Annotated in this window: 14 protein-coding genes; all 14 read right to left on the minus strand. The window is 38.8% G+C overall.

All coding sequences use genetic code 11. From position 1 onward, the window contains the following. Window position 1 precedes the first annotated feature (1 nt). The 14 genes from ACIQZG_RS09485 to ACIQZG_RS09550 all read right to left on the minus strand — a co-directional run bounded on the left by ACIQZG_RS09485 (window position 2) and on the right by ACIQZG_RS09550 (window position 13,611). On the minus strand, window positions 2-934 hold the full coding sequence (locus ACIQZG_RS09485; protein WP_402754933.1) for a S66 peptidase family protein: 933 nt from the start codon (window positions 932-934) through the stop codon (window positions 2-4). Continuing rightward, window positions 931-1,878: an ATP-binding cassette domain-containing protein gene (locus ACIQZG_RS09490; protein WP_402754934.1), complete on the minus strand. Its 948-nt coding sequence runs from the start codon at window positions 1,876-1,878 to the stop codon at window positions 931-933. Before ACIQZG_RS09490 ends, ACIQZG_RS09485 begins: the two co-directional genes overlap by 4 nt. Further along, a complete protein-coding gene (locus tag ACIQZG_RS09495) occupies window positions 1,868-2,917 on the minus strand; it encodes an ABC transporter ATP-binding protein (RefSeq protein WP_402754935.1) in 1,050 nt (349 codons plus the stop codon). Before ACIQZG_RS09495 ends, ACIQZG_RS09490 begins: the two co-directional genes overlap by 11 nt. Window positions 2,918-2,927: 10 nt before the next feature. Beyond that, window positions 2,928-3,902 carry an ABC transporter permease gene (locus ACIQZG_RS09500; protein ID WP_402754936.1) on the minus strand — a complete coding sequence of 325 codons (975 nt, stop codon included), beginning with the start codon at window positions 3,900-3,902 and terminating at the stop codon, window positions 2,928-2,930. Continuing rightward, on the minus strand, window positions 3,902-4,846 hold the full coding sequence (locus tag ACIQZG_RS09505) for an ABC transporter permease (RefSeq protein WP_402754937.1): 945 nt from the start codon (window positions 4,844-4,846) through the stop codon (window positions 3,902-3,904). Before ACIQZG_RS09505 ends, ACIQZG_RS09500 begins: the two co-directional genes overlap by 1 nt. A 110-nt stretch (window positions 4,847-4,956) precedes the next feature. Further along, window positions 4,957-6,780, minus strand: coding sequence for a peptide ABC transporter substrate-binding protein (locus tag ACIQZG_RS09510; protein ID WP_402754938.1), 1,824 nt, complete (start codon window positions 6,778-6,780; stop codon window positions 4,957-4,959). A gap of 166 nt (window positions 6,781-6,946) precedes the next feature. Further along, window positions 6,947-7,741 carry a M55 family metallopeptidase gene (locus tag ACIQZG_RS09515; protein WP_402754939.1) on the minus strand — a complete coding sequence of 265 codons (795 nt, stop codon included), beginning with the start codon at window positions 7,739-7,741 and terminating at the stop codon, window positions 6,947-6,949. Next, window positions 7,738-8,475: a M15 family metallopeptidase gene (locus ACIQZG_RS09520; RefSeq protein ID WP_402754940.1), complete on the minus strand. Its 738-nt coding sequence runs from the start codon at window positions 8,473-8,475 to the stop codon at window positions 7,738-7,740. Before ACIQZG_RS09520 ends, ACIQZG_RS09515 begins: the two co-directional genes overlap by 4 nt. Window positions 8,476-8,740: 265 nt before the next feature. Continuing rightward, complete coding sequence (locus tag ACIQZG_RS09525) at window positions 8,741-9,802, minus strand: DmpA family aminopeptidase (RefSeq protein ID WP_402754941.1); 1,062 nt, start codon at window positions 9,800-9,802, stop codon at window positions 8,741-8,743. Window positions 9,803-9,833: 31 nt separating this feature from the next. Then, window positions 9,834-10,592, minus strand: coding sequence for an MBL fold metallo-hydrolase (locus ACIQZG_RS09530; protein WP_402754942.1), 759 nt, complete (start codon window positions 10,590-10,592; stop codon window positions 9,834-9,836). A gap of 112 nt (window positions 10,593-10,704) precedes the next feature. Then, complete coding sequence (locus ACIQZG_RS09535) at window positions 10,705-11,028, minus strand: DUF5713 family protein (protein ID WP_402754943.1); 324 nt, start codon at window positions 11,026-11,028, stop codon at window positions 10,705-10,707. A 188-nt stretch (window positions 11,029-11,216) separates the two neighbouring features. After that, window positions 11,217-12,272, minus strand: a complete 1,056-nt coding sequence (locus ACIQZG_RS09540) for a 2,3-butanediol dehydrogenase (RefSeq protein WP_402754976.1) — start codon at window positions 12,270-12,272, stop codon at window positions 11,217-11,219. A gap of 346 nt (window positions 12,273-12,618) precedes the next feature. Further along, window positions 12,619-12,837, minus strand: coding sequence for a hypothetical protein (locus ACIQZG_RS09545; protein WP_402754944.1), 219 nt, complete (start codon window positions 12,835-12,837; stop codon window positions 12,619-12,621). Between the two features lie 81 nt (window positions 12,838-12,918). Then, a complete protein-coding gene (locus tag ACIQZG_RS09550; RefSeq protein ID WP_402754945.1) occupies window positions 12,919-13,611 on the minus strand; it encodes an ABC transporter permease in 693 nt (230 codons plus the stop codon). Between the last annotated feature and the right edge of the window lie 14 nt (window positions 13,612-13,625).

A 13,625-nucleotide genomic window follows, 5' to 3' on the forward strand; every position in this document is an offset into this window, starting at 1 on the left:
TCTACTCCACGACTTTAATAGCTTGTGTCTCTGTATTAAAGCTAATTGTTCGACCTAATGGCAATGTCATCGTTGGTAAGCAGTGACCACAAGTAAGATCCATTAATACAGGTTTATGAAGTGGTTCTAAAACTTCTTTAAAAATTGTTGGTAACGATAAACTTTGCTCGGGCTGACTTGGATTTTCTGGACCGCAATCCGTCCACGCACCCAACAATAGACCTGCAACATCGTCAAGCTTCCCCGCTAGTTTTAACTGTGTAAGCATCCTGTCTACACGCTGTTCGCTCTCGTCTATATCTTCTAAAAATAAGATTTTCCCCTTAGTATCGATTTCATAAGGTGTACCAAGCGATGCGGTTACTAATGTTAAATTACCTCCAACCAACTCTCCCGTTGCTTCACCAGCAACAAGTGTTGTCATTTGCTGTCTTTGTGGATTTTCAAGAAAGTAACCGCTCCTCCCTGTATCCATAACACTATTAATAAAATATTCCCATGTATAATCATCCATATCTGAGCGAATAAATTCTGTAGATGGCATCGGTGAATGATAGGTTACGAAGTTACATTTTTGGTTAAAAGCAATATGTAAAGCAGTCACATCGCTATAACCTGCAAATACTTTAGGATTCTCTTTAATCATCTCAAAATCTAGAAGTGGCAGGATTTTCGTTGCACCATATCCCCCGCGGATACAGAAGATACCGTCAATTGTTGGATCTTGGAACATTTGGTTGACCTCAGCCGCACGGAGCTCATCCGAACCCGCTAAGTAGCCATGCCTTGCGCGACAAGTTTCCCCCGTAACTACTTTAAAACCTAACTTCTCAACACTTGCAATTGCTCGTGGTAATTTTTCAGACGGTGTAGCACCTGAAGCACTAATAAGCCCAATTGTATCGCCTTTTTTCAACGCTTTTGGAATAATCATCTGTTAACCCCCATTTTATTCGTCATACGGTATTGAATGATTTCTTCTTCGTTTGCCAATACAAAATGCCCTTCCTCAATTTCTACAAATGACGGTGGATACGATTCATAGCGATGCTGAGAAGGATCATAGATTTCCACCACTTTTTCGCGCTCTTTGTATGGATTTGGCTCTGGTACTGCGGATAGTAATGCACGCGTATATGGATGGATTGGATTTGTGAATAAATTTTCTGTCTCCGCTAGCTCTACTATATTCCCCTTATAAATAACTGCTGTCCGATCAGAAATAAAACGTACTATTGATAAATCATGCGCAATGAATAAATACGTTAAGTTATTTTGCTTTTGTAAATTTGACAACAAGTTTAGCACTTGCGCGCGAATCGAAACATCAAGTGCCGAAATCGGTTCATCAGCAATAATAAACTCTGGCTCCATCACTAACGCACGGGCAATGCCAATGCGTTGGCGTTGACCACCTGAAAATTCATGGGGGAAACGATTTGCAAACTCTGGTAGTAACCCTACATTTAATAATGCATTTCGTACTTTTTGCAGTCGATCTGCCTCACTTGTAAAATTCTTGGTGTTAACGAGGCCCTCAGAAATAATATAGTCCACTTTCGCCCGTTCATTGAGTGATGCCATCGGATCTTGAAAAATCATTTGGATTTTTTGTGTGATTTCACGATCCCATTCCTTGGATATTTTGCCGTTAATCTTCTTCCCATGATACAAAATCTGACCTTCTGCCACTTCATTGATGCGCATAATAGCACGACCGATTGTTGTTTTTCCTGAACCCGATTCTCCTACTAAGCCGAATGTTTCCCCTTTATAAATTTCAAAGCTAACATCATCAATCGCTACGTATTTATTTTTCCCTTTACCAAAAACCACTTTTAAGTTTTTCACCTCGACTAACACTTCTTTACTGCTCATACGCATATCGCCTCCCATCTTCAAAGAATGCTCGTAACGCATTAGGAAGATCGACTTTAGGTGCACGTGAATCGAGTAGCCAAGTGCGCGCATAATGAGTATCGCTTATCTTAAAGAATGGAGGACGTTCCTCAAAGTCAATTTTTAATGCATATTGATTCCGCGGTGCAAAAGCATCTCCTTTTATCTCTTTGAAAAGATTTGGCGGAGTACCTTTGATGGAATTAAGCTGTTCTCCTTTTGAACCAAGCTGTGGTAATGATGAAATAAGCGCCCATGTATAAGGATGCTTACCATTGAAAAAGACTTCGTGCGTTTCTCCTACTTCAACCACATCACCTGCGTAGATAACGGCAATTCGATCCGCTACTTTAGCCACAACCCCTAAATCATGTGTAATATAGACAATTGATAGACCGTATTTCTTCTGAAGATTTTTTAAGAGTCGCAAAATTTGCGCTTGAATCGTAACGTCTAGTGCCGTCGTTGGCTCATCACAAATTAAAATTTTCGGATTACAGGCAAGTGCAATCGCAATAACAATCCGCTGACGCATGCCACCCGAAAATTCGTGAGGGTACTGCTTATAGCGTTTCTCTACATCATAAATGCCTACGTCGGTTAACAATTTAAGTGTTTTTTCATAGGCTTCTTTCCCTTTTAAGCTTTGGTGTAAAATTACACATTCCTCAATTTGTTTGCCTATTATTTTGAGCGGGTTTAATGATGTCATGGGGTCCTGCGTCACCATTGCAACCTCTTTCCCACGAATCTGCAACCACTCTTGCTCAGTTTTAAACTGTGCTAAATCCATGTCATTGTAAATAATTTTCCCTTGAGCGATATAACCGTTTTTATCAAGCAAACCCACAATTGATTTCATCAGTACTGATTTTCCTGAACCAGATTCCCCTACAATCGCCAGGCTTTCACCCTTGTATAGCTCAAGGGAGATGTCACGAATTGCAGTTAACACTTGACCACGAAGTGTAAATTTAATGACTAAGTTTTCAATAGATAATATTCGAGATGTTGTCATGTCTTTCCCCCTACACATGATTTTTTGGATCTGCTGCATCTGCAAAAGAGTTGCCAATAATATAAAATGCAATGGTAATTACACTTAATACAATACTCGGGAAAATTAGCTGATAACGTAAGTCAGGAGACATCATTAATACACGACCTTCATTAATTAGATTCCCTAAGGTTGGTTCACTAATCGGTAGTCCTAAACCAATATAGGTTAAAAATACTTCTGCACCTATCGCAAATGGTATCGCTAAGCTCATACGAAGCATGATGACTGAAATTAAGTACGGCAATAAATTTTTAATGATAATTTTATAACTTGGTGTTCCTAAGCACTTTGAGGCTAGGTTATATTCCCGGTCGCGCAAAATGACGATTTGGTTGCGAATGAACCGTGCCATCTCCACCCAGCCCGTGATACACATAGCTATAATGATTGTCGAAATACTCGGACGTAAAATATACGACATTAAAATGAGAAGAATCGTTGTGGGGATATTATCTGCCACATTGTATAGCTGTGTAATGGGCACCTCAAGCTTACGAGAGAAGCCCCAAATAGTACCGATTGTAATACCAACAATTGCCTCGACCAAAGCCACAATACAACCTATAAATAGCGATGTACGTGTACCAGCCCAAATACGAGACCATAAATCCTGCCCAATCGAATTGGTTCCAAACAAAAATTCCGAATTTGGTACGATATTACGTGCCTGTAAACCTGTTTGTTCATCAATATTAATTTCTGTTGGCGACTTTTGCCCCGGTAAGTATGGTTGAAGAATTGTAAAAGCCACTATGATTACAACAGTCACTAATAAAAAAACTGCCAAGCGATTTTTCAAAAAGGATTTCCATGTTGAACGCCAATAGGAGTAATTGGAGTAAGCAGTTTCTTCAGCACTGCTGTCACTTACTTCAGCAAACTGAAACAACTCGTCACGTGATTTGTCTGAGATATTGTTAATTTCACTAGAAAATATGCCCATTAACGCACACTCTCCCCTCTACCCAATTTAATGCGTGGATCGACGAGTGCCATTGCGATATCCCCTAATATCAATCCGATAATGCCAAGGGATGAGAAAACAAGCACTAGCCCTTGTACAACGGTATTATCCTGCCGCTGTATTGCATCAACGAGTAAGCCCCCCATCCCTGGAATAGAATATAAAGACTCAATATAGATGGAACCTGTGATAGTAAATAAAATCGTCGCTGGTAAGTACTGCGCTATTGGAATGAACGCATTCCGAAGCACGTGACTGAACATTAATGTCCGCTCTTTCACGCCTTTAGCACGTGCTAGCTTAATATAGTCTTTGTTTAGCTCATCCACCATGTATCGACGCATCCACATCGCATAGGAAGCAGTCGGTGCTAAAGCCATTGAGGTAAGGGGTAAAATCCAGCTGATTGGATTATATTCATCAAAAAGCATGGGTAAATGGAAGATTTCTGTAACATACATTTGAATCACTAAGTAATACACAGCTGCTGGTACCGCAACGACAAAGACAATGTAGCCCGTCCCTAACCGATCTAGCCAACGCCCTTTCATCTGTGCCATCAATATTCCAAGCGGCACTCCTATTAGAAGTGATAACGCTACTGCACCTAATCCAAACAGCACCGAATACAGTATTTTATCTGCAATAATCGTGATAACAGGTACATCTGTACGGTATGTAACAGATCTCCCTAAATCCCCTTGGAATAAATTCGAATAGAAATTTCCTAATTGGACCAGCATTGGATCCCGTAGACCTAAATTCGTTAAATACACTTCCTGTTGGGCTGGTGACATTTTCTCTGCTGCAGCGCCTAAGTATCCTTCTTCTGGCATTAAACGTAGTAATGAAAACACAATAGTGATAATGATAAAAAGTGTTAAGACAGATTGTAATAATCGTTTTCCTATATACCACAACATCGCTTCGTCCTCCTCACTGGAAACATATCAGAAAGATTGAAGGAGATGCCGAATCAAACTGTCGGTCATCTCCTTCGTCATGCCATATCACCCTAGTATCAATGCATTGATTATTTTGCTACTTTCGCTAAAGCATCCGCACGCTCTTGCTCCCACTGTGCTAATGCTTCCTTAAACTCATCATTACTCATTGGTTTCTCTAAAACTTTTTGACCTTTGAATTTTTCTGCTGTAACCCCGAATGGTGAATACTGTCCTTCAAATGGATTTAATTTTGAAGCCATATAGCCACTACCACCTACTGCGTATGGAATGACAAATGCTTCATCAATTAAAAAGGCTTCAGCTTTAGCAAACAGATTATAACGTTCATCCGAATCTACGGATAGTTTTGCTGCATCGACTAAATTTTGATATTTTGTTTTGCCATTAGTATCAGTATACCCTTCTGCTAATTCTGGCTTATTGTACGTGCCATCCGCTTCGAATGGATCTGTGTACGTTGATGGGTCCGCAAAGTCTGGTCCCCAGTTTGCTTCAAGTAACGCGAATTTACCCGGACGACGTACCTCTGCTAAGAAGCCAGTTGAAGGGCCCGCCTCTATAATAATATCTACATAATCGGCACCTAATAATTTTTCAATTTGTTGCTCAATTACTTGCGAGCGATTCGCCCAATCTGCAACGCCCGAATTGTATGGCATTAACACTTTCACTGGGAATGTTGCCTTGCCTTCAAGTGCTGCCATCGCTTTTTCTTTGTACGCTAGTGCTAAATCTTTGTTGAATGAATCTACATTTGCAATAGCCTCTAATGGTGCTAGTTGTGTATAATCAACACCTTCCACGTCCACAAAGTTTTTCGGTGTAATCGTGTTGCTAAGCAAATCTTTTGGATTGTATGGTTCAACTGTTAACATGGCTGACACCCGATCAAGAGCATGAAAGAGTGACTTTCGGAAGTCTTTATTATTAACAGCAACTTTCCAATTTTCAGGCTCATATTCTGCATCGAATTGTGGATTAAAGTTTAAGGCGTAAAAATATGAATAGAAGTTATTTTGAGTTTGACGAACTTGCGTTTTTTTCTTTTCATCATTAAACCATTCATCAATAATTGATGTTGGAATGATGGCATTATCTACTTCGCCACGCAAAAATAATTCTGGCTCAACAGTAGCTGCTTCTTTGTTATATTTAGAGCGAATACGTTCGATTAATACATTATCCTTATCCCAATACGTATCGTTTTTCACAAGAACACGCTCATTTTGCGGTTCGAATTTGTCTAAAATATAGGCACCGTTATAAAGAACGTTTTCACGTGTTGTCCCGAATTTCTGGCCTTTATCAGCTAAAAACTCACCATTCACAGGGAAGAAACATACATAATTCAGCATAGAGAGGAAGTAAGGTGTAGGTGCTTCCAAAGTATACTCTACAGTATGTTTATCGATTGCCTTTATACCGACCTTAGAGAAATCTGTCATTTCCCCCTCATAAAAAGCATTACCATTTTTCAAAACAGTTGCAATCCAGGCTGTTGACGATTCATTTTTTGCATCAAGTACGTAATTGAGGCCGTCTACAAAATCTTGTGCGACAACATCTGCATACTCTTTGCCTTCATGTGTCACCCACTTCACGTCTTCACGAAGCTTGAAAGTCCACACGGTTGCATCTTCATTTGACTTCCATTCTTTTGCTATGCTAGGCTGTACGATTCCATATTTATCGTACTCAATCAGACCATCGATTAAGTTTGCAGCGACAGCAAACTCATTAGTTTCAGATGTTTTTAAATAGTTTAATGTTTTTAACTCTCCTGAATAAACGGTGCGGTATTCAGATTTCTTTTCATCTGAGGAATCGTCACTACATGCTGCACAAAGCAATGCAGTAAGGCACACTAACAGCAACCAATACTTTTTCATAAAAAACCTCCCCCTAGCAATTTTTATAATGAAAATGGTACTGTCAAAGTTGCCTCTCAAGCATATTAACTAGCTTTCTATATGGTAAAAAGCATGTTAGAAGCACTCTCAATATACTACAGCCCATTTTCAAACATTGACTTAGTGCGTCAAATTCAGTTCCTGTTTAAGTTAAGAACTGTAAAATTCGAAGTACTTCAAAATAATCATCCGTCTCGAATTCAACCGTATTGTGTGGCTTAAATGTTGCCTTTGGATAAAAAGAATTTCGATATGCGCGCGTATGGTCACGATAAATAATCTCCACAACAAAGCGCTCAGGTAATGTCACTTGTAGCGATTCACGCTCCACCTTCATCGAATGTTCGACTAGACGTTTTGTTTCCATTAGTGCAAGCTGCGGGCTTACACTAATCGTTGCATTTCCCACACCTTCCTTCGTTGCAAAAGTAACGATGTTTTCATTGACAGACTGAATTTCTTCTGTGAGCCCAACATCCCCACTAACAAACGAAACAGGAACCCCATGTAATGCAGCAGCGTACGTGTTAATTAAAAATTCACTCGCATATTCGCCATTAATCTTCACATCAGCAATCAAAGACAACGTATGTGCTAACGGGTTCCGTGAACTGCCTCCCTTACTGTGATAACCTATGAAAATAACACGATCAAAGCTCTGATCTAACCCTGCAACCATACACATAGGTTCTTGTGTCCAACCTCGAATCACCTTACAATTAACAGGCAGGTTTGAAATATCGAGATTACGCGCTGTATCATGTGCATCCTTTAGTAAAATTTCTGTTGCCCCACCAATAACGGCTCCTTCTATGGCAGCTTCCACTTCTTGCGTCATTTGCTTCTGAAAAAAATGATTATCCGGTGCATTTAGCTCCGTTTCGCTCCAAGAAGTTGTTCCAGTAATCCCTTCAATATCTGCACTTATATATACCTTCATAAATATCGATACCCCTTTACATGATTATCTTGAATATTTGCTTCAATCGCACCATACCCTGCTTCTTGTGCATTCACTCGTCTTGCCCAAGAAACATTGTTAAAATCGTAATGCCACCACTCCTCTGAATAATTCGAAAAACCGACCATTGTCATACAGTTGTACAGCAAACGGCGGTGAATGCACGCTTGCCTATTTTCTTGTGGATGTTGTTCGAAGTAACGGGTTGCAGACTTTTCACTGATTTCATCAAATGTTGTACCAAGGTCCAATGCACGACCTTTTAAATCTCCAAGCGTTAAATCAATCGCTCCCCCTGTAACATGTGGTGTATTAAACTCTTGCCCATTGGCTGGAAATGCTACGTACTTAAGTGTTTCGTTTAACACTTCTTGTTCTGTAAAATCAGGAAACTGCAGTTTTATTTGTTTCGAAAAATGTGTAAATAAATACTGCTGTACTTGTAATGGTCGAAAACCGTCATACAAAATCAAACTATAGTTTTTAGGCAATAACAGCACTGCCTGCTTCAATCGCTCGTAAGCATCATTACGTAAATACAACGATTTTAGACTGTTCGGAATGTGTTGAAGAAAGTAGAAGGAATGAATAAAAATTCTAGGGTGGTTATCATTTATTTGAATAAGTGAATCGCCATTTTCTCGGATAGGCGGAGCTTGTTGTCTATTAGCAGTTTTTAGTACACCAATAGGTTGATAAATGTCTCCTTGCAACACGATTCACCTCCATTCCTAGCTGAAAAAGAACATTGTTTTAATATTTAGACAATTCATTATTTTAAGGTAAATGTTAACACACCTACAATTCATTGACTAGATAAAAATAGTATTATTACATGATATTTTATAATAATTTGATTTAATACAAATTACGCTACTTTACTTTTAGCAATCGTTACATAGAGTCGAAATATTATGGTTTTGAAAAATAAAAAACTATTGAAGCACAATTGTGCTTCAACAGCTTCTACAATTTATTCTATTTTATTGTTTCAAATTTGTACGCATTAACGACATGGCGATTTCGCCCAGTCGTTGTCTCTGCCTGTGAAAGTGAATTCAAAATCGCTTCCTCTGTTGCCTCTGCAGCAGCAGAAAATAATTGGTTCATAACCGGATGATCCTCCCGCAACTGTGTACGCGTTACTACAAGCTGATCCGTCGTATGAGGAATATGGTGTGCCGTTGTAAAGCCGATGACAAGATCACCGCTTCCATGGGAAAAATGACTACCTGTACGCCCTAGACCGATACCACATCGTTTAATGACACGGGACAGTTGTCTACTACTAAGCGGTGCATCTGTTGCCAGCACAATAATAATGGAGCCATCTGTCGGCGATAAAGTAGATTCACCTTGAGCGTTCGATTTTTGATAACGTTCCGCTGAAAACTCTGAGCTATGTCCAAAATTACTCAACACCATACATCCTACAGTATACGTTACTTCCGCTAGTTCTACGGTCACAAGACGGGAAGATGAGCCAATTCCTCCCTTATAGCCAAAGCAAACCATACCTTTTCCTGCTCCGACCGCTCCTTCAACTGCTCTATCTTCTGATGCATCCTGTATCGCTTCCATCGCATGCTCAGGGGTAACTGGACACATGCGAATTGAGTTCAAGTAACTATCGTTGCATTCACCAACAACAATATTTATCGTACCCGTCGAATCACCAATCTCGTTGTTAGCATTTAGCATATATTGCAAAGTCCCTTGTGTCACAGCAGGTACACCAAATGTATTAGTCAGCATAATTGGAGACTCAATAACCCCTAGCTCATTTATTTGCATAAGCCCTGTCGTTTTACCAAAGCCGTTAAGTACATAGCTCGCAGCCGTCACCTTTTGTTGGAACAAATCCCCACCATGCGGTAAAATCGCTGTGACTCCTGTACATGCATACGCCCCTTCCTGATTAATTTCATAATCAAGTGTCTTATGCCCAACTTGCACTCCAGCCACATCCGTAATACAATTTTTCATCCCTACCGGTAACTTTCCTATTACAATCCCCATTTCACGTATTTTTTTCTGCATGTTAGAAACCTCCATGATTGTATAGTTACCTTTAAAAAGAAATAACCTCACCGTCTTCTGGCACCAAAACTGAATTTTCCAGTTGTTGTTCCTTCAAAAACTTTCTAAGCTCATTTCGACTCAATTTACAATGGTTAATGGTTTCAAGGTGAACAGTAAGAAACTTCGTTTTCGGTGACAATCTTGCGAGATGTGCAATATCTTCACGTGTCATGGTAATAACGGTTCCCCAGATCATCTCTGCCTCCGATGCATTCAAAATCGCAAAATCTGGCTCAAGCTCTTGGAAAACCTCTTCAATAGCCGGCGTAATTATACAATCACTCACAATATAAATAGAACCTTCTACCAATGTATTTAAGAAAAATCCTGAAACCCGTCCGAGTAACTTCCCAGTCATACCGGGCGCATGAGGACCCTCTTTTCGCTTTATTTGAATACCTTCCCATTCAATAGAATCATTGACTGATATCACTTTTAAGAAACCTGCTGACTGCACAGAAGCTTGGTCTCTTGGCTGACAAATTACAGGTATATGTTTGTTCAGAATGGAAATAGCTTTTTTATCCCAATGGTCAAAATGGCGATGTGTTAGGAGTATAGCATCCACATCATCGAATTCGTAAAGTGGGACAGGTAATGGCGTTAATGGATTTCTACGATAATTTCGAGTGAAGGGCACCGGCGAAAGTTCTCCAATATCACTCAACATCGGATCAATTAGTATCCGCTTGCCGTTAATTGTTAGAATAGATGTAGCGTGACGGATATGTTGAACGGAAATGACCAATGAACCAGCTCCTCTAATGTTAATACCAACTAAATCTTTTCGGTAAAAAGTACATTTATTTCAATGTATTAATTTTTACAATGCGGTAAATTTCATAAACACACCTCGTCTTTTACCAATCTCTATTTCGAATAGCTTCTTCGATATCAATATTAATTTGATAAGCTTCTAAAACTAAGAAAACAGTATCCGCAATCGATTCTCTCGCAACAGTTTCAATTTCACTATCATGTGCATAAAATTCTTCAGATAAATCATTAATTTTGTCGGTCATCTCATCTAATTTTAGTTGAACTGATTCAATTGTGTATGTTTCATTTTCTAGAAAATAAACGACCACTTTTATCGCTTCTTTTACCTTATCTACTAAGAAATCTGGGTAATAAGAATCTCTATACATGTCTATTAAATAGTTTATTTCTTTCTTCAATGCCATCCCTCCAATATTTCTTATATCTTCCAATAATATTATACGCTAATGCAATGTCCATTTCCTTATAAGGATGCCATCTGCCCGTTTCAATTTCAGCATGCTGCCTATGAATATTTATCTATAAAAAAAGAGATTTTTGACTTTAAATTAAAAAAGCTTAAGGAACGATAAATTTCCTTAAGCTAAATATTTTATGACTGTGAATTTACAAGTATTTTAATGTGATTTTTTTCTTTCATTAATGATTCGAACCCTTCAGTTACTACATCATCAAGAGTGATTCGTTTCGTTACAAGCTTGTCTGCTGGGAAATACCCTTGTGTCATCAATTCCATGACAGCTGGGAAAATATCACGGTATGCAATAATTCCTTTTACTGTTCGCTCTGATAGTACAATATTGTTCGGCTGAATTGAGGCACTTGATTCCCAGATAGATACAATGATTGTTTCACCTTCAAAAGTTGTCGAATCAATGGCTTGCTGTAAAACTACTGGTACACCTGTTACTTCAAATGCAACATCAACACCGCCGTTTGTTAACTCGTGTAAACGAGCTACTGCATCTTCATCTTTTGGATTGATGACAGCTGTCGCGCCTAATTCGATTGCTTTTGCAGCACGTTCTTCTGAAAGCTCCACCGCGTAAATTTCCGATGCACCTGCTGCACGCAGCGCCTCAATTACAAGCAGACCAATCGGACCTGTACCAAAAACAGCTGCTTTGTCTCCAGCTTTAAGTTTACTTAGACGTACTGAATGCAGTGCAACAGCTGCAGGTTCTACAAGAGCACCTTGCTCAAAAGAAAGACCCTCTGGCATTTTATGTACCATTTTTTCATCGACCATCGTATATTCCGAGAAGCCTCCGCCTCCACCTGAAAGACCGTGGAATCCTAAATGAATACAAATATTGTATTTCCCTTTTTTACATGCAGGACATTCCCCACAAGCAAGAATAGGCTCTACTACAACTGGATCCCCAACTTTTACTTTGGTAACGCCTTCTCCTATTTCTACTACTTCACCAGAAAACTCATGACCCATGATAATTGGTGCAATATCTTTACTTACATAGTGTGGCTGATCTACAGGAATGAAAATAGGACCAGCTGCATATTCGTGCAAATCACTTCCACAGATACCTGTCCATTGTACTTTAATTTTCACCTTACCTTGCGAAATTACCGGTTCTTCAACCTCTTCAACACGAATATCTTTTGGTTTATACCATCTAGCAGCTTTCATCATATAAATTCCTCCTTATGAAAATCTTAACAGTGATGCACGTTCATTATACACTTCCTATTTTTTAAAAAGTTTAAAAAGCTAAAAAGTACACAAAGTTTTAACTATTTCTTTACACCAGACTTCCTTTTAACCAAACTTTTTTCGTAGTAACAAACTATCAGATTCTTATAATTGAACATCACTTAGAGGACGGATTTTCTTTTCCAATATTTAAATTACTGCGACATGGAGGCACATTATGTGGAGGGATGAATGTTCCAATCACTGTATACGATTCGACGTTGCTATAGGTCATGAATCATTTAGCATACTTATAATTGGGCGCATTTTAATTTCTCCTTTTCTAAAGCATTCTCACAGCGATTTGGATAATATGCGAAATTATTATTAAAATACCAAAAACAATACAGCATGTCGCTAACATGCTATTTTTTTGATTTTTTTGTCTTACAAGGCCAAAAATAATTAGGCCTAATCCAATCGTAATAGATACAATTGAAAGAATTATGAACAACTGTGTACTTAATGTTGGAATATGAAAAACATTCTCGATTTGCATCACAATTTTTTCTCCTCATCTTTCCTTTAGTAGTTAATATGCAAGCCGGTTTCACACCTACTTTTTACTTACTTGTTCTTCACGTCAAATCGCATCCTCTTTCTCAATATTTCTAATGGCTAGATACGCAATTGCCGCGCCTACACCAGCTAGCCCCAGTTGAAGTGGGATAAATGTTATCAATGAGAACGCTGGGTTATACGAACAGGCAATGGCAACTATGATAAGTGATGAACCAATTGTGGCAGGAACAGAATGATTGCGCATTCCAAAATACAATGGTATTAAACTCATTCCTGCAGAAGCGATGGCAAATAGAACTATGTTTGTGACCTCGCCTATCAACTGATTTCCTGTCATTTCAAATGGCACGATAGGAAAATAAGTATTAATAATAGAAAGTAGAGCTGCAACAATGACATTAGATAACATCATGGTGATGAACGTTAACAAAGCTATAAGCATCAGTTTACTAGCAATTATTTTTTTTCGACTAACAGGATAAGAGAATAGGATTAATATCGTTTTACTTTTATATTCTTCAATAACTACCTTCGCAATCAATACTGAAGCAAACACGATAAACGTCGACCTTACCATTGCACCAATGAATAGATACACATCTTGATACGTCGAAATCGGTAAATCACCTTCCTGTTGTGCCATAAACATAACGAAACACATAATAACTGTCATAATGATATTTGCGATAAACGCGCCTCTTATATACCATCCTAGATTAGACTTCTTTATTTCAAGTTTAATGAGCTGTAGCATTTTGTTTCCTCCTC

It is taken from the genome of Lysinibacillus sp. NPDC096418 (genome assembly GCF_044762775.1).
Taxonomy (GTDB): Bacteria; Bacillota; Bacilli; order Bacillales_A; family Planococcaceae; genus Lysinibacillus.

Bases quoted from the DNA above. Each gene is read 5' to 3' on its own strand.
- ACIQZG_RS09500 (WP_402754936.1), bottom strand. From the start codon at position 3,902: ATGGGCATATTTTCTAGTGAAATTAACAATATCTCAGACAAATCACGT.
- ACIQZG_RS09490 (WP_402754934.1), bottom strand. From the start codon at position 1,878: ATGAGCAGTAAAGAAGTGTTAGTCGAGGTGAAAAACTTAAAAGTGGTT.
- ACIQZG_RS09540 (WP_402754976.1), bottom strand. From the start codon at position 12,272: ATGAAAGCTGCTAGATGGTATAAACCAAAAGATATTCGTGTTGAAGAG.
- ACIQZG_RS09550 (WP_402754945.1), bottom strand. From the start codon at position 13,611: ATGCTACAGCTCATTAAACTTGAAATAAAGAAGTCTAATCTAGGATGG.
- ACIQZG_RS09525 (WP_402754941.1), bottom strand. From the start codon at position 9,802: ATGCAGAAAAAAATACGTGAAATGGGGATTGTAATAGGAAAGTTACCG.
- ACIQZG_RS09485 (WP_402754933.1), bottom strand. From the start codon at position 934: ATGATTATTCCAAAAGCGTTGAAAAAAGGCGATACAATTGGGCTTATT.
- ACIQZG_RS09510 (WP_402754938.1), bottom strand. From the start codon at position 6,780: ATGAAAAAGTATTGGTTGCTGTTAGTGTGCCTTACTGCATTGCTTTGT.
- ACIQZG_RS09505 (WP_402754937.1), bottom strand. From the start codon at position 4,846: ATGTTGTGGTATATAGGAAAACGATTATTACAATCTGTCTTAACACTT.
- ACIQZG_RS09495 (WP_402754935.1), bottom strand. From the start codon at position 2,917: ATGACAACATCTCGAATATTATCTATTGAAAACTTAGTCATTAAATTT.
- ACIQZG_RS09515 (WP_402754939.1), bottom strand. From the start codon at position 7,741: ATGAAGGTATATATAAGTGCAGATATTGAAGGGATTACTGGAACAACT.
- ACIQZG_RS09535 (WP_402754943.1), bottom strand. From the start codon at position 11,028: ATGGCATTGAAGAAAGAAATAAACTATTTAATAGACATGTATAGAGAT.